12 protein-coding genes and 1 pseudogene are annotated in these 15571 nt (G+C 72.8%); 10 read left to right on the top strand and 3 right to left on the bottom strand.

From position 1 onward, the window contains the following. Positions 1-17 precede the first annotated feature (17 nt). From RIU97_RS38805 to RIU97_RS38790, 4 genes are all read left to right on the top strand, one after another. Positions 18-1166: an acyl-protein synthase gene (locus RIU97_RS38805; RefSeq protein WP_404963091.1), complete on the top strand. Its 1149-nt coding sequence runs from the start codon at positions 18-20 to the stop codon at positions 1164-1166. Next, positions 1163-3727 carry an acyl-CoA reductase gene (locus RIU97_RS38800; RefSeq protein ID WP_404962168.1) on the top strand — a complete coding sequence of 855 codons (2565 nt, stop codon included), beginning with the start codon at positions 1163-1165 and terminating at the stop codon, positions 3725-3727. The genes RIU97_RS38805 and RIU97_RS38800 overlap by 4 nt, the downstream gene beginning before the upstream one ends. 171 nt (positions 3728-3898) lie before the next feature. Continuing rightward, on the top strand, positions 3899-5584 hold the full coding sequence (locus RIU97_RS38795; RefSeq protein ID WP_404962167.1) for a glycosyltransferase family 2 protein: 1686 nt from the start codon (positions 3899-3901) through the stop codon (positions 5582-5584). A 14-nt stretch (positions 5585-5598) separates the two neighbouring features. Then, positions 5599-8595 carry an acyltransferase family protein gene (locus RIU97_RS38790; RefSeq protein WP_404962166.1) on the top strand — a complete coding sequence of 999 codons (2997 nt, stop codon included), beginning with the start codon at positions 5599-5601 and terminating at the stop codon, positions 8593-8595. Here RIU97_RS38790 and RIU97_RS38785 read toward each other — a convergent pair. After that, positions 8592-9104 (bottom strand): annotated as a pseudogene (locus RIU97_RS38785) (helix-turn-helix domain-containing protein); the annotation flags it as partial. The gene RIU97_RS38790 and the pseudogene RIU97_RS38785 overlap by 4 nt on opposite strands. On the opposite strand from RIU97_RS38785, the gene RIU97_RS38780 reads away from it, so the two are divergent. Next, a complete protein-coding gene (locus RIU97_RS38780; RefSeq protein ID WP_404962165.1) occupies positions 9089-9292 on the top strand; it encodes a hypothetical protein in 204 nt (67 codons plus the stop codon). The pseudogene RIU97_RS38785 and the gene RIU97_RS38780 overlap by 16 nt on opposite strands. A gap of 98 nt (positions 9293-9390) precedes the next feature. Here RIU97_RS38780 and RIU97_RS38775 read toward each other — a convergent pair whose 3' ends face one another. Continuing rightward, on the bottom strand, positions 9391-9813 hold the full coding sequence (locus tag RIU97_RS38775; protein ID WP_404962164.1) for a subtilase-type protease inhibitor: 423 nt from the start codon (positions 9811-9813) through the stop codon (positions 9391-9393). 505 nt (positions 9814-10318) lie between these two features. Here RIU97_RS38775 and RIU97_RS38770 point away from each other — a divergent pair. After that, positions 10319-10801 (top strand): lamin tail domain-containing protein, encoded by a 483-nt coding sequence (locus RIU97_RS38770; RefSeq protein WP_404962163.1) that lies wholly within the window; start codon positions 10319-10321, stop codon positions 10799-10801. 109 nt (positions 10802-10910) lie between these two features. Here RIU97_RS38770 and RIU97_RS38765 read toward each other — a convergent pair whose 3' ends face one another. Continuing rightward, the gene (locus RIU97_RS38765) at positions 10911-11975 is read right to left on the bottom strand and encodes an alkene reductase (protein ID WP_404962162.1); all 1065 of its coding nucleotides are present in this window, start codon (positions 11973-11975) and stop codon (positions 10911-10913) included. A gap of 179 nt (positions 11976-12154) precedes the next feature. Between RIU97_RS38765 and RIU97_RS38760 the strand changes: the two genes are divergently transcribed. From RIU97_RS38760 to RIU97_RS38745, 4 genes are all read left to right on the top strand, one after another. Continuing rightward, positions 12155-12697, top strand: a complete 543-nt coding sequence (locus RIU97_RS38760) for a MarR family winged helix-turn-helix transcriptional regulator (protein WP_404962161.1) — start codon at positions 12155-12157, stop codon at positions 12695-12697. A gap of 39 nt (positions 12698-12736) precedes the next feature. Further along, on the top strand, positions 12737-13453 hold the full coding sequence (locus RIU97_RS38755) for a DUF6193 family natural product biosynthesis protein (RefSeq protein ID WP_404962160.1): 717 nt from the start codon (positions 12737-12739) through the stop codon (positions 13451-13453). A gap of 107 nt (positions 13454-13560) precedes the next feature. Continuing rightward, a complete protein-coding gene (locus RIU97_RS38750) occupies positions 13561-14775 on the top strand; it encodes a cytochrome P450 (RefSeq protein WP_404962159.1) in 1215 nt (404 codons plus the stop codon). A 106-nt stretch (positions 14776-14881) separates the two neighbouring features. Next, positions 14882-15559, top strand: a complete 678-nt coding sequence (locus RIU97_RS38745; RefSeq protein WP_404962158.1) for a M15 family metallopeptidase — start codon at positions 14882-14884, stop codon at positions 15557-15559. Positions 15560-15571 lie beyond the last annotated feature (12 nt).

The following is a 15571-nucleotide window of genomic DNA, read 5'->3' as shown; positions in this document are numbered from 1 at the left end:
TGGACACCACGAAGCACATGAACCCCCATCTCGCACCGGTCTCCGTACCAGATCCGGCCCTCCTGCCGCACGTACAGCAGCTGTGCGACCTGACCGATCCGTACGCCTCCGGGCCCGCGCAGGACGCGCTGTTCGCCGCGGCCATGGCGGAGACCAACGCCTGGCACACCGAGCGCTCCCCGTTCTTCCGCTCCCTGTACGAGGCCACCGCACCGGCCGAGCCGTACCGCACGCCGCTCGTCCACGCGAACTTCTTCAAGCGCCACGAGGTGCTCTCCATCCCGCGCGAGGACGTCGAGCTGCACCTGACCTCCTCCGGCACCACCGGCCAGAAGTCGCAGATGTTCTTCGACCACTGGACCATCCGCTCCGCCCAGCGCATGGTCGCCCGGATCTTCGAGCGCAACGGCTGGATCACCCCCGACCAGGAGGTCAACTACCTCCTCTACAGCTACGAGCCGGCCCCGTCCCTGAACCTGGGAACCGCCTTCACCGACAACTACCTGTGCGATTTCGCCCCCGCGCGCAGCGTCGAGTACGCGCTGCGCAACACCGGCGGCGACCACGAGTTCGACCCCTTCGGCTGCATCGCCGCGCTGCGCCGCTTCGAGCGCGAGGACGCCCCGGTCCGCATCCTCGGCTTCCCGGCCTTCCTGTTCTTCACCCTGGAGCGCATGCGGGCCATGGGGCTGCCTCCGCTGCGCCTGCCCGAGGGCTCCCTGGTCGTCCTCGGCGGCGGCTGGAAGGGCCATGCCGACCGGCGGATCGGCAAGGAGGAGCTGTACGCCCGCGTCACCGAGCAGCTCGGCATCCCGGGCGAGCGGATCCGGGACACCTTCGGGTCGGTGGAGCACTGCATCCCGTACATCGAGTGCGACCACCACCGGCTGCACGCCCCCGTCTGGTCCCGGGTGACGATCCGCTCCACGCGCACGCTCGAGCCCCTGCCGTACGGGGAACCGGGCTACCTGCACCTCGTGTCGCCGTACATCACCTCGGTACCGGCGCAGAGCGTGCTCATGGGCGACCTCGCCTCCCTCCAGCCTGGCGACGCCTGCGGGTGCGAGCTGGAGACCCCCTGGTTCACCGTCCACGGCCGTGCCGGGGTGAGCCGCAACCGCAGCTGCGCGGTGGCCGCAGCCGAACTGATGAAGGGCATGGCGTGACCGTGACGGAGACCAAGGCCGCGTACGAGCAGCAGGGCGACGGCGCCGCGCACCACTACTGGCAGGGCGCGTTCATCGGTGACGAGGAGGCCGGGCGCCGCCTCGCCGGTCTGCCGGCCGCCGTGGAGGCCTCGCTGGCCGAGGGACTGGAGACCGAGACCGTCCTGGCCGCCTGTGACGCCCTCGCCGGCGCCCTGTGCGACCCGGCCCACCCCGTGCACGCCCGGCTGGCCCCCCACCTGCCCGAAGGGGAGGACCCGGCCGTGCTGGCCGAGCTCGGCGGCCTCCTCGGCCGGCGGGAGCTGACCCGCAAGCTGCGCCGGGAACTGGGCGGCGCGGCTCCCGGCCGCCTGAACCGGGCCGATCCGCGCGAGACGGTCTACGAGGCCTGGGCGCCCGTCGGCCTGGTCGCCCACATCGCCCCGGGCAACGCCTCGACGGTCGCGCCGCTGAGCATCGTCGAGGGCCTGCTCGCCGGAAACGTCAACGTCCTCAAGACCAGCAGCGCCGACACCCTCCTCACCCAGCACCTGATGGCCGAGCTCGCGGCCCTGGACCCCAGCGGCGCGCTGGCCGCGCGGATCGTCGTGCTGCGCTTCCCCTCCTCCCGGCAGGACTGGCTGCGCCTGATGTGCGCGCCGGCGGACGCCGTCGCCGTCTGGGGCGGGGAGGGCGCCGTCGAAGGGGTGGCGGCCCATGTGCCGGCCGGGTGCCGGCTCGTGGAGTGGGGGCACCGGATCTCCTTCGCGTACCTGACGGGCGACGCCTGGTCGGACGCCGGGACGCTCGACGCCCTCGCGGACGACGTGTGCCTGCACGAGCAGCAGGCGTGCTCCAGCCCCCAGGTGGTCTACCTCGACACCGAGGACGAGGGCGAGGTGTTCGCGTTCGCCGAAAGCTTCGCCGCGGTGCTCGCGGCGCGGCCGCCGGCCGTGACCGCCGCTTCGGCGGGCGGGCCGGATCCGGCCGAGGAGGCCGAGCTGACCACCACCGAGCTGGTGGCCCGCCTGGAGGAACACCTCGGCCTGACCCGGGTGTTCGCCGCACCCGACGGCGCGTGGCGGGTCATGGCCGACACCCGGTCCCCGCTCACCGCCTCGCCGCTGCACCGCAGCGTGTGGGTCAAGCCGCTGCCCCGCAAGCGGCTGATCGCCACCCTGCGCCCGATGCGCCGCTATCTGCAGACCGCGGGCCTCGCGGGCAGCCGGACCGACATCGCCGAGCTGTCCCGCACCGTCCTGGCGGCGGGCGTCACCCGTGTCACGCCGGTCGGCGCCATGCTGGACAGCTACGCGGGCGAGCCGCACGACGGCGTCTACGCCCTGCAGCGCTACAGCCGCCGCGTCGCCGTGCAGGCCGACGCGGCCCGCTTCGCCACCACCGCCTGCCTGGACGACCTGGCCCGGCCCGTCGTCCTGCCGCGGCCCGCGGGCCCGCTGCTGGGCAAGGAGGACGTGCAGGAGCGGGGCGCGCGGGTGGCACGGGCCGATGCCGAGCTGTACTTCCGCAGCGGCGGCAGCACCGGCGCGCCCGCGCTGTCGATCTTCAGTTACGACGACTACGACACCCAGATGCACGCCGCCGCCCGCGGCCTGCTCGCCGCCGGCTACGACCCGGTCGGGGACCGCACGGCGAACCTCTTCTACTGCGGCGCCATGTACGGCAGCTTCATCAGCTTCTTCTCCGTGCTGGAACGGCTCGGCGGGGTGCAACTGCCGCTGTCCGCCGGGCCGGACCACCGGGCGACGGCACAGGCGCTGATCGACCTGGGGGCCGACACCCTCTTCGGGATGCCCTCCTACCTGTGGCAGCTGCTGTACGCGGAGGAGGAGGCGCTGCGCGCGTACGGAGGCCTGCGCAAGGTCTTCTACGGCGGCGAGCACTTCACCGAGGAGCAACAGCGCACGCTGAGGGAGACGTTCGGGATCGAGACGGTCCGCTCGATCACCTACGGCAGCACCGACCTCGGACCGCTGGGCTACCAGTGCACCGAGAGCTCCGGCGGCGTCCACCACCTGCACGCCGACCTCCACACGATGGAGGTCCTGGACCTGGCCGAGGACCGGCCGGTGGCCCCGGGCGAGACGGGCCGGCTGGTCTTCGCCACACATGCCCGGCGCGGCCAGCACCTGGGCCGGTACGTGATCGGTGACCTCGGCCGGGAGGTCCCGGGCCGCTGCCCGTGCGGCCGGCACGCGCCCCGCTTCGAGCTGCGGGGGCGCACCGGTGACGTGATGCGGGTGGCGACGTACTTCCTCAACCACCGGCGCTTCCTGGACCTGGCCGAAGAACAGGGCGGCCACCGTGGCGAGTTGCAGATCCGGCTCGACGCTACGGACGCGCGCGAGCTGCTGACCGTACGGGTGGAGCGGGCCGGGACGACGGATCCGGAGCGGCTGCGGGAGGTCTTCCTGGCCGGCTACCCGGAGCTCCGCTCGGCGGTGACGGAGCGGCTGCTGGACCTGGTGGTCGAGGCGGTCGACGGCGCGTCGCTGGACCGGAGCCCGACCAGCGGCAAGCTCCTCGCGGTGGTGGACGCGCGCCGCCAGGCGGTCGCTTAATCCATCACCAGACCTGCGCCGTCGCCCCCGGTCCGCGCCCCGGGGGCGACGGCGCAGGTTGCCAACGACTTTGAGTTTCAGGACTGTTCATCCCCACGTGACAGTGGTCTATACCTTTAACACTAGGCTGGGTCACCTGAAACATGCACATGCACAGCCGTGGGGGGCTTTATGACCTTTCATCATCTTCCGCAGCCACCTTCCGACGAAGAGCTCTACTGGTACTTCGGACCGCAACGCCGCTGGGTCCTGGTCGCCACCTCGCTCGCCTTCGTGTTCACGGCGGCGACCATGTTCACCTTCGCCCTGCGCACACCGGCGCTCTGGGCCTTCCTCGCCGTCCTCGGCCTCAACCTCGTGGCCCTGGCGCTCTCTTCCGTCAACAGCCTGCGCCAGCGCCGGCTCACCCGGCAGTCGCACGAGGTGCTCGTCCACGCCTGGCAGCCCGCCGCCCCGCCCGGCGTCGATCTGTACCTGCCGACCTGCGGCGAGCCGCTCCCCGTCCTGGCCAACGCCTACCGCGCGGTGGCGGAAGTGGACTGGCCCGACGACGCGTTGACCGTCTGGATCCTGGACGACGCCGACCGGCCCGAGGTCGCCGCGCTGGCCGCCTCGTACGGCTACGAGTACGTCGTGCGCCCCGACCGGGGGCACCTGAAGAAGGCCGGCAACCTCAACCACGCGCTCACCCTGAGCAGCGCCGAGTACATCGCGATCCTCGACGCGGACTTCGCGCCCCGGCCGGACTTCCTGCGCCATCTCGTCCCGTACCTGGCCGACCCCGCCGTCGGCATCGTGCAGAGCCCGCAGTGCTTCGACACCGACGAGACCATGGGCTGGATCCAGCGCGCCGCCGGCTCCGCCCAGGAATGGTTCTTCCGGTGGATCCAGCCGTCCCGGGACGCCAGCGACGCCGCCATCTGCTGCGGCAGCAACGCCGTCTACCGGCGCCGTGCGATCGACCTGGCCGGCGGCTTCGCCCGGCTCGACCACAGCGAGGACCTCTACACCGGACTGGCCCTCCACGAGCGGGGGTTCCGCACCCTGTACGTACCGGTGCTGGTCGCCAAGGGCACCTCCCCCGACAACGTCACCTCCTTCGTCAACCAGCAGTACCGGTGGGCGATGGGCAACCTCCACCTGCTCGGCACGCCCGTGCTGGGGCGGATGCGCGCGCCCTGGCGGATGCGGCTGTGCTTCTACGAGGGGATCGTCGGTTACCTGACCACGGCGGTGAACACCTTCGCGGCGCCGCTGCCGCCGCTCGTGATGATGTTCTGGTACCCGGACCACGTCCGGCCCTGGCACGTGCTGCCGCTGCTCGCTCCGCTGTGGCTCTGGCACGTGCTGCTGCCGCGGATCAGCCGGACCCGCTGGCGGGTGGAGGTGATCCGGGCGAACGTCCTGACGAGCGTGGCCGCCGCGACGGCGTTCCTGCACACGCTGCGGGGCCGCAGCGCCGCCTGGGTCCCCACCGGCACCCGGAGTACGGCAGCTCCGGGCGGGATGGCCCGCCGGGTGGTGGCCGTCTCACTGGTCTGGCTCGTCCTCTCCAACGGCGCGGCCGCCGCGGGGCTCGCACGGGCCGTGGCCCGCAACGGCTGGGAGCCCAACTGGGGCCTGCTCCTCTATCTCCTGGTGCAGTGCCAGATCAACGTCCCGCTGATCCGGGACCTGGTGGCCGAGCTGCACCCGGCCGCCGGACCGCTGCGCGCCCGCGTACGGGCCGCCCTGAGCGCCCGTGGCGGGATGCTGCCGCGCCGCTGGCCCGAGACCGCCGCCGCGTCCGCCGTCCTCCTGCTCACCGGCCTGCTGGCCTCGGGGTGGGTCGACCCGATGCTTCCCTGGCTGAGCTGAAAGGCACCCTCACCATGTCCTTCCTCCTCACGCCCGGCCGGCGGAGCCCTGCCGCACCCCCGTCCGGATCCCGTTCCGGCGTCGAGTCCGGGCCCAGCCCGCACCGGTCCGCCTTCCGGCCCGACATCGAAGGTCTGCGCGCGGTCGCCGTCCTCGCGGTCCTCGCCTTCCACGCCGGGATCCCCTGGGCGACCGGCGGTTTCGTCGGCGTGGACGTCTTCTTCGTCATCTCCGGCTACCTGATCACCGGTCTGCTGGTCCGCGAGGCGATCACCACCGGCCGGATCCGGCTCGGCGACTTCTTCTCCCGGCGGGCCCGACGGCTGCTGCCCTCGGCCGCCGTGGTGCTCGGCGCGGTGGCGGTCGCGGGAGCCTGGCTGACCGTACCGCTGCGCCGCACCGACGTGGAGTACGACGTCGTCGCGGCGGCGCTGTCCGTCGCCAACTGGCGGTTCGTGTCGCAGCAGACCGACTACCTCGCCGCCGGGCACGACCAGAGCCCGCTGCTCCACTTCTGGTCCCTCGCCGTCGAGGAGCAGTTCTACCTGTTCTGGGCCCCGCTGCTGGCGGTGCTCGTGCTCGGCGCGGCCCGGGCGGTCCGCCGGGGCCGGGCCGTCCGCTCCGTCGTGGTGCTGGTCGCCGCGCCACTGACCCTCGCGTCGTTCGCCCTGGCCCTGTTCTGGACGCGCCACTCCGCGTCCCTCGCCTACCTCGGAACGCCCTCGCGCGTCTGGCAGTTCGGCGTCGGCGCACTGCTCGCCCTGCTGCCCTGGCACCTGATGCGCGGGCCGCGACCGCTGCGGCTGCTGTGCGGCTGGGCCGGGGCCGCCGCGATCGGCTGGTGCGTCGTGTCGTACGACGCCGCGACCCCGTACCCCGGCTACGCGGCGCTCGTGCCGACCCTGGCCACCGCCGCCGTGATCCTCGCCGCGATACCCGGCCGGGGCGAGCGGAACGCCCCGGGCACCTACGAGGTCGGACGGCTGCTGGCGGGGCGGGCGCCCCGGGCCGTCGGGCGGCTGTCCTACAACCTGTACCTGTGGCACTGGCCGGTGCTCGTGCTCGCCGAGGCCCGGACCGGCCCGCTCGGCTGGCCCGCGAAGACCGTGCTGACGCTGGCGGCCGTGCTGCCCGCGCTCGCCACCATGCGCTGGGTCGAGCAGCCGCTGCGCCGCAGCCGTACGGTCTCCGAACTCCCCCGCCGCGGACTGTCGGTGGGCGTCACGGCCATCGTGCTGCCGGTCGTCCTCGCACTGGTGGTGGGGACCACGACCCTGCACCTGCTGGGCCCGGCCGCCCCCGTCGACCCGAAGGGGCTGCCCCCGGGCGCCGCCTCGGGACCCACCCTGCTCGCCCGGAGCTCCGGCACCCCGCTCGTGGACGGACCGGTGGTGCCGAGTCCGGTCCAGGCGCGCGCGGACTTCCCGCCGGACGGGGCCTGCGAGGTCGCCCCGGCCGAAACCCGAAGCCCGGACTGCCTGTTCGGCGCCGTGGACAGCCCGGACCGGATCGTGCTGCTCGGCGATTCGCACGCCGGGCAGTGGTTCTCCCCGATGCTTGCGCTGGCCGCCGGACGGGGCTGGGCGCTGCAGGAACTGGTGAAACAGGGCTGCCCGCTGCCGGAGCTGGCGGTGGACAGCCCCCAGCTCGGCCGCGCCTACCGGGAGTGCGACACCTGGCGGGCGGACACCCTGGAGAGGCTGAGGCAGCAGCCGAAGCCCCGGCTCATCGTGGTCTCCTCCCTCAACCGCTACACCGCGGACCCGAAGCTCCTGGCCGAGGGGTGGGAGAAGACGCTGCGGCAGCTCAGGGCGCTGGGCGCGCCGATCGTCTACGTCGAGGACACCCCCGTGCCCGGTACGGACATCCCGGCGTGCGTCTCCGGCAGCCCCGAGTCCGCCGGCGCCTGCGCGTTCAGCCGGAAGGACGCCCTGCCGCCCGATCCGCTGGCCGGGCGGATCTCCTCCGGCGCGCTGCCGGGCGTACGGAGCGTCAGTGTGAACCCGGTCCTGTGTCCGGGCGACGGGCCGGCCTGCCCGGCCGTGCTCGACCGGATCCTGCTCTACCGGGACGACGCCCATCTGACCAATGCGGCGGCCATCGTTCTGACCAACCGGCTGGAGCGGCTGCTCACGGAGGCGGGGGCGCTGCCCGCTCCGGCCGCGTCCGCGACGCCGCCGTCCGGCGCGGACGGGTGGAAGCAGTTGCTGCGGGACGACTTCGACGGCCCGGCGGGCAGTCCCCCTTCGGCCGCGCACTGGATCCACGACCTCGGCACCTGCTACCCGGGCTGCCCGGCACCGCAGTGGGGCACCGGCGAGATCGAAACGATGACGGACTCGACCGACAACGTCCGTCTCGACGGAAAGGGCGCGCTGGAGATCGTCCCCACCCGGAAGGACGGGCAGTGGAGTTCGGGGCGCATCGAGACGCGGCGCTCCGACTTCGCGCCTCCGCCCGGCGGGACCCTGCGGATCGAGGCGTCGATCGCCCTGCCTGAGGTGACCGGAGCGAAGGCGGCGGGCTACTGGCCGGCGTTCTGGACCCTGGGGGCACCGCTGCGCGACGGGTACACGGGGTGGCCGGGCGTCGGAGAGCTCGACGTCATGGAGTCCGTGAACGGGCGGGACACCGTCTTCGGCACGATGCACTGCGGTGTCCTCGAAGGCGGCCCGTGCGAGGAGCCGACGGGCCTGACCTCCGGCCGGCAGCCGTGCTCCGACTGCCGGACGGCGTTCCGCTCGTACGCCGTCGAGGTCGACCTCTCTCCCGGCGCGCAGGAGGTGCGCTGGCACCTGGACGGCCGCGTGTACCACCGGGTGACGGCGGACCGGATGGACCCCGGGACGTGGCAGCGGGCCGTGGACCACGGGCTGTTCCTGATCCTCAACGTGGCCGTCGGGGGCACGCTCCCGCTCGCCGACGGCGCGACCGTCGGCCCCGCCACCGAACCCGGCCATCCGATGCGGGTCGACCACGTCACCGTCTCGGCCCGGGAGAAGGGTGCCTAGGGCGTTTCCGTCAGCGGTAGCCGTCTCACCTCTGGCCGGCGGGCGGGCCAGAGCTCCCCGGAGGAGTGAGTCGTGGCGGTTGTCCCGCGGCTGGGCCATGCGATGTCGTCAACGGCGAGAAACGGCTCGCCGGCCACGGTCGCGGGGGTCGTCCCGGCGCACGCCATGACGTCCCGATGCAGGTGGGACTGGTCGGCTTAGCCGGTGCCGGCCGCGACGCGGGCCGCGCCTTCACCCGCGACCAGGCGGTGGGCGGCATGGTCGAAGCGGACCAGCTTCGCGGCGTCCTTGGGCGGCAGGCCGGCCTGTGACCGGAACCGGGACCACAGCCGCTTACGGCTCCACCGGAGCTCGGCCGCGAGTGCGTCGCCCCGGACCAGGCCACGGGTGCCGAGGATCCGGCGCCGGGCCCGGGCCACCTCCGGGTCCATCGGCCGCCCTGCCTGATGACGACGGGCGAGCAGCGCGTCGGTCGACACGAAGCGTTCCTGCCGTGACGAGGCATCGCCGGCCCCTCCCAGTGGCCGCGACCGGCGAGCAGCTCCGGCGGTTCAGCAACCGCCGACTACGGGCCGTTCCGGGCGCGAAGGTCGAGTTGCTGCCCGGTCTCGGGCACTCGCCCCAGCTCGAGGATCCGCCGCGGGCCGCAACCCCCTTGCTGGCCTTCACCCCGAACCACGCCGTGCGGGTGGACTGAATCCGCTGCCCAGGTCCGGCCGGCTTCCGGGCGAATGCCGGCGCCCCGCCCGCGGTCCGCGGGCGGGGCTCCGGGCGCGGGGGCGCGCCGACGGAGGGTCAGAACGCGTAGACGGCGTTGCCGTTCAGGGTCGCGGACATGACGCAGCTGTTGGAGAAGGTGTGCTTCCAGGCGACGCGGCTGCCCTTCCACACGCCGTCAGCGGTGACCGTGACCGGGGCGTAGTGCATCGGGCACGCCCGGTCCGGGTCCGGGGAGGCCAGCAGGCGGTCGAGTGCCCCGTCGGTGGAGTTCAGGGCCGCGCAGGCCGAGCCCGGGTCGGGGTGGGTGCCCAGGGCGGTCGGCGCACAGCTGAGGGTGGACGCCCGGACGACGGTGGACGCGTCGTCGTCGCCCTGCGCGATGGTGAACACCATCGCGGACGGGGCGTACAGGCCGGCGGGCTGGGCCGCCGCGATTCCGGTGGCTCCGATCAGGCTGAGGACTGCAGCGGCGGAGGCAGCTGCGATGCGGTGACGCACGACGAGACTCACTTTCGATTCAAAGGTTGAACGCGATATTTTCTTTCGATCGCGTCCTTGTGAGCTCAGACTGTCCGACATGGAGACGCGCCGCATGTCCAGCACCGATTTACGGACAGAGCATGCACATATGCGCGACCGAATGGTCGTTCGGGCAGCTCAGAGGGGGCGCACCGGCGCCGTAACCCCGCGCGGACACGAGCGATACCGACCGTGACGCGGGCCCTTGAGCCCACTGACCTGCTGTCGGCCGCGCGCGGTTCACCGAACGGCCACGCAGCTTGACCGGAACCATGCGCTCACCGCCGGCGCGGGGTCCGACCCTGCGCCGATTACACGGGAGAGTTACAGATATATCCGAATTGGGCAACACGAGCCTTAATTGCGGCGATTCATGAGGGGTGGAGGCCAAAGTGTGGCTCCTCGGCAGGACGCCGGGAACCGCACGGAGCCCGACCGGCTCGAACGACGCCGGTCCGGGCTGACAGTTGAAGGGGTCAGCTCCATGTCTGCTTCTCTCGCCACCCGCCGCGCCCTCTCCGCGGCCCTGGCCGCCGTCGCCCTGGTCGGCGCCGCCGCCCTCCCGGCCGCCGCCGACGACCACCGGCGCGACCGGAACTCGCATTCCTCCCTCGTCATCGGCGACGTCCAGTACGACAGCCCGGCCCGCAGCGACCGCTCCAACCGCGCGCTGAACAGGGAATGGGTCGAGGTCAAGAACACCGGCCGGAACGCCGTCAACCTGCGCGGCTTCACCCTCACCGACCAGCAGGGCAACCGCTACCGCTTCGCCAACCTCCGCCTGAACGGCCGCTCCAGCGTCAAGGTCCACACCGGACAGGGCCGCGACACCAACCGCGACGTCTACCAGGACCGCCGCCACCAGATCTGGAACGAGCGCGACACCGCCACCCTCCGCGACACCCGCGGCAACGTCGTCGACACCGAGTCCTGGGGCCGCGGCGGCCACCACCAGCCCCGCCGCTGACCCCCACCGGCGGCAACGGGACAGGTGAACTGCCGCCGGACGACGACGGCGTGCCGCGGCAACCTCGCCGCGGCACGCCGCACCCATGTCCCCCCGTGCGTCGAACCCGCTAGCGGGCCGGGTAGTCCGTGTAGCCGCGGGCGTCGCCCCCGAAGAAGGTGGCCGGGTCCGGGGTGTTGTACGGACCTTCGGTGCGCAGGCGGTCCGGCAGGTCGGGGTTGGCCAGGAAGAGGGCGCCGAACGCGAGGAGATCGGCGGTGCCGTCCTCGATCAGCCCGAGGGCCCGGTGGTCGGTGGGGCCCTCGGTCGCCGGGTTCAGTACGAGCAGCCCGGAGAACTGCTTGCGCAGGGCGAGGGTGGTCTCACGGGTCTCGGGGGTGGGCTCCAGCACGTGCAGGTAGGCCAGCCCGAGCCCGTCGATCTCCTTGACCAGCGCCTCGTAGGCGGGCTGCGGGTCGGGCTCGGTGATGTCGTTGTACGTGTTCCCGGGCGAGATGCGCAGTGCGGTCCGCTCGGCGCCGATCGCGGCGGCGACCGCCTTGACCGCCTCCACCGCGAAGCGGATCCGGTTCTCGACCGGGCCGCCCCACTCGTCGGTGCGCAGGTTCGAACCGGGGGCCAGGAACTGGTGGATCAGGTAGCCGTTGGCCCCGTGCAGCTCCACCCCGTCGAAGCCGGCCTCCACCGCGTTGCGGGCGGCCTCGGCGAAGGCGGCGATGGTCGCCCGCACCTCGGCTCCGGTGAGCTCGTGGGGGGTCACGAAGTCCTTCATGCCTTCGCCGGTGAACAGCTGCCCCTGGGCGGCGACCGCCGACGGGGCCACCGGGACGAGGCCGTCGGGCAGCAGCGACGGATGGCCGATCCGGCCGGAGTGCATCAGCTGCGCGAAGATCCGGCCGCCGGCCGCGTGCACGGAGTCGGTGACCTCACGCCAGGCCGCGACCTGCTCGGCGCTGTGCAGGCCGGGAGTGAAGGGGTAACCCTGGCCGACGACGGAGGGCTGGATCCCCTCAGTGATGATCAGACCGGCCGAGGCGCGCTGCGTGTAGTACTCGGCGACGAGGGCGGTCGCGATACCGCCCTCACCTGCGCGGCTACGGGTCATCGGCGCCAGGGCGATGCGGTTGGAGAGGGTGGAGCCGGCGATGCGAACCGGTTCGAAAGCGCTGGTCATATTCGCCTCACAGAGATAATTGGTCGGCCAAGCATTGGGTGCGAGATGCAGCGTACCCCATTACTTGGCCGACCAAGGTAAAATCTGGAGGGCGGGTAAGATCCATGGACGGACGACGACGGTAAGGGCGTGGTCCGGCGACCGGACCCTGCCGCACCCGACCCAGGAGGAGCGCCCCCATGACCGCGGAGACCGCTCAGGAACCGCGCACCAGCTCGCAGTGCACGGCGGCGCCCAGCGCCGTGCTGGACGGGCCGGTGAGTCATGCGATCAGCCGGGTCGCCCGCCTCCACCGGATCGCGGCGGGCCGCGCCCTGCGGGACCTGGGGCTGCACCCGGGGCAGGAGTTCCTGATGATGCACCTGTGGGACAACGGGGCCGTGCGCCAGTCCGAGCTGATCAAGACGGTCGGCCTCGACCCCTCCACGGTGACCAAGATGCTCCAGCGCCTCGAACAAGCCGGCCACGTACGGCGCCGCCCCGACCCGTCGGACCGGCGTGCCTCCCTGGTCGAGGCGACGGAAGCCAGCTGCGGGCTCCTGCTCGAGGTCCGCAAGGCATGGGGCGACCTGGAGCACCAGACCCTGGACGGCCTGGACGACGCCGAACGCACCGAACTGGCCCGCCTGCTGGGCAAGGTGGAGGCCGCCCTGCACACGGAACTCGCCCGGAGCTGCGCCGCCGAGTACGAGGAGACGCACAAGGGACCGGGCGCCTGCTAGGTCCTGCCCCGTAGCCGCGGCACTGGCAGACTCGGGTCCATGCCCGAGGAACACACCGATGTGCAGCCGGAGGATCCGCTGCGCGCGTACGCGGAGTTCTATCCCGAGGTCGTCAGAGCCGGATCCCTGCGGCATGCGCTGCAGGCGGCGGCGGACCGTGCGGGGTGCGGACTCGCCATCGAACTCATGCCACCGCCCCGCTGGCGGCACGCCGTCGCGCGGGCCCGGAGCGGCAACCGGTCCGTGGTCGTCTCGATGACCCTCGGCCGGCGGAGTTTCTCCGTCAACTGCCGGGCCGACGGGGCCCACATGGCCCGGGGCGGCACCGCGGAGCTGTCCGAGGCCGCCGGCGCACTGCATTCCTGGCTGCAGGGGCTGCACGTGCCCGACCTCACCGCGCGGTGGCCCTTCCTCGGCTCCGGGGAGCCGTCCGGGGCCGGGGAGCCCGGCGACGCGGTGTCCGTCAGGTGGCGGCAGGTGCGTGCTTCGGCCGCCGGCCCGCTGCACGCCCCGCTGTACGAACTCGTCGAGGCCGCCTTCACCGAACCGCGCCTCCGGGCCCTGTCCCCCGGCACCAGCCATGACTGGCTCCGCTTCAGCCGCCGCGCCACCCGTCCCCGCTGCACCGACCTGCCGATGGTCCGGGCGATCGGGAACGGCCGCTATCGGGTGCGGACGCACGAGGGCCGGATGCGCGAAACCACCGGCACGACCGAAACCATCGCCGTCATCCTCGACGACCTGCCCGAGGAGTAGGAGCCCGGCCCCTCGGGACCGGGCCGAGTTGACTATCGTGATCTTGACCAGGGCTGCGAACGAACCCGTCGCCGCCGACCGGCCGCTCAGCACGCAGGGGAATGCGCATGACCCGGACACCTGAAGACGTATCCCTGGCCCAGCCGTTCGGGGAGTGGTTCTCGCGCGACCCCCACGCGGTCTACGCGGACCTGCGCGCCGCGGGGTCGGTGCACCGGGTGGCGCTGCCCGACGGTTCGCCGGTGTGGCTGGTGACCCACGAGGCGGACGTGCGCGCCGGGTTGTCCGACCAGCGCCTGTCGGTCAACAAGAGGCATTCGGCAACGGGTTTCAGCGGCTTCTCGCTCCCGCCCGCGCTCGACCGCAACCTGCTGAACATCGACCCGGACGACCACCTGCGCCTTCGCCGACTGGTCGCGAAGGGGTTCACCGCCCGCCACGTCGAGGTGCTCCGCGACAGCATCGCCGCGGCCGTCGACGGCCAGGTCGCGCAGCTCGCGGCCGAGATCGCTGGCAGCGGCGAGGCGGACCTGGTGGCCGGGTTCGCCAGACCACTGCCGCTGCGGGTCATCGGCGCCCTGCTCGACATCCCGGCCGGCGACCAGGAGCGCTTCGCCGCCTGGGTCGCCACCATGCTCAGCCCGCGCTCGCGCGAGGGCCTCGTCCAGGCCATCGGTGACATCCACCGGTTCCTCGTCGACCTCGTGGCCCTGCGGCGGGCCGCCCCCGGTGACGACATGCTGTCGAGGCTGATCGCGGCCCGCGACGAGGAGGACCGGCTCACCGAGGACGAACTCGTCTCGCTCGCCTTCCTGATCCTCGGGGCCGGCAGCGAGAACGTCCAGCACGTCATCAGCGCCGGCGTGCTCACGCTCATCGAGCACCCCGAGCAGCTGGCCGAGCTGCGGGTACGGCCCGCGCGCGTGGCGGACGCGGTCGAGGAAATCCTGCGGTACACCAGCCCCAACCAGACCGCGATCCGCCGCTTCCCCACCGAAGCCGTCGAGATCGGCGGCGTACCGATACCGGCCGGGGACACCGTCCTCTTCAGCCTGGCCTCCGCGCACCGGGACCCGGCCCGCTACCCGGACCCCGACCGTTTCGACATCGACCGCGCCGACAAGGCCCACCTCGCCCTCGGCCACGGCATGCACTACTGCCTCGGAGCGCCCCTGGCCCGGCTCCAGCTCACCCTGGCCCTCGGCTCGATCATCGAACGGCTCCCCCACCTCAGGCTCGCCCGCCCTGCGGACCGGCTCCGGTGGCACAGCACCTTCCGGTTCCGCGCCCTGCACGACCTGCCGGTCACCACCCTCCCCTGACCATCGCCCGGACGGGCGGGACGGCCCGCGGGGGCCGACCTCACGGACCGCTCGACCGGCCGCGCCCACAATGCCCGTCCTCGTGGATCGCCGTAGCGTGTTTCCCGTGCGCCACACCACCGCGGCCGCGGCCGTGACGGCCACGTTGTGCGCGGCCGCGCTGGCCTGCTCCACCCAGGCCGGTCCGCCGCGCTTCCAGGCCCGGCCGGCCGACCCGCCGGCCCGGCTTTCCGCACGGGTCACGGCCGTACCGGCGGAGAAGCTGGGCGCCTCCTACCGGCAGGGCTGCCCGGTCCCGCCCGAGCGGCTGAGGCTGATCCGGATGAACCACTGGGGTTTCGACGGCCGGACCCACGCGGGCGAGATGGTGGTCCACGAGAACGCGGTCCGCCCCCTCCTGCACGTCTTCCAGCGGGCCTTCGACGCGCGCTTCCCGATCCGCCGGATGCGCGTGATGGCCGAGTACCGCGACGACTCCGAGGCCATGGCCGACGACAACACCTCGGCCTTCAACTGCCGCCCGGTCACCGGTGATCCCCGGCGCCTGTCGCAGCACGCCTGGGGGGACGCGGTGGACATCAACCCCGTCGAGAACCCGTACGTCGACATCCACGGCGTCGTCCACCCCCCGAAAGGCCGCCCCCACCTGCAACGGTCCCTGAACCAACCGGGGCAGATCCACCCGGGCGACGCCGTCACCGCGGCGTTCCGCGAGGTCGGCTGGCGTTGGGGCGGCCGCTGGTCCAACCGGGACTACCAGCACTTCTCCGCCAACGGCGAGTGAGCGACCGGGCTC

Origin of the sequence: Streptomyces sp. 147326 (genome assembly GCF_045000215.1) — a bacterium.
In the GTDB taxonomy this organism is placed as follows: Bacteria; Actinomycetota; Actinomycetes; order Streptomycetales; family Streptomycetaceae; genus Streptomyces.
The sequence above is the reverse complement of the archived record's forward strand: the minus strand, read 5'-3'. Positions and strand labels throughout refer to the sequence as shown.

Coding starts and splice junctions, on each gene's coding strand:
- RIU97_RS38805 (WP_404963091.1), top strand. CDS start 18: ATGAACCCCCATCTCGCACCGGTCTCCGTACCAGATCCGGCCCTCCTG.
- RIU97_RS38795 (WP_404962167.1), top strand. CDS start 3,899: ATGACCTTTCATCATCTTCCGCAGCCACCTTCCGACGAAGAGCTCTAC.
- RIU97_RS38790 (WP_404962166.1), top strand. CDS start 5,599: ATGTCCTTCCTCCTCACGCCCGGCCGGCGGAGCCCTGCCGCACCCCCG.
- RIU97_RS38770 (WP_404962163.1), top strand. CDS start 10,319: ATGTCTGCTTCTCTCGCCACCCGCCGCGCCCTCTCCGCGGCCCTGGCC.
- RIU97_RS38765 (WP_404962162.1), bottom strand. CDS start 11,975: ATGACCAGCGCTTTCGAACCGGTTCGCATCGCCGGCTCCACCCTCTCC.
- RIU97_RS38760 (WP_404962161.1), top strand. CDS start 12,155: ATGACCGCGGAGACCGCTCAGGAACCGCGCACCAGCTCGCAGTGCACG.
- RIU97_RS38755 (WP_404962160.1), top strand. CDS start 12,737: ATGCCCGAGGAACACACCGATGTGCAGCCGGAGGATCCGCTGCGCGCG.
- RIU97_RS38750 (WP_404962159.1), top strand. CDS start 13,561: ATGACCCGGACACCTGAAGACGTATCCCTGGCCCAGCCGTTCGGGGAG.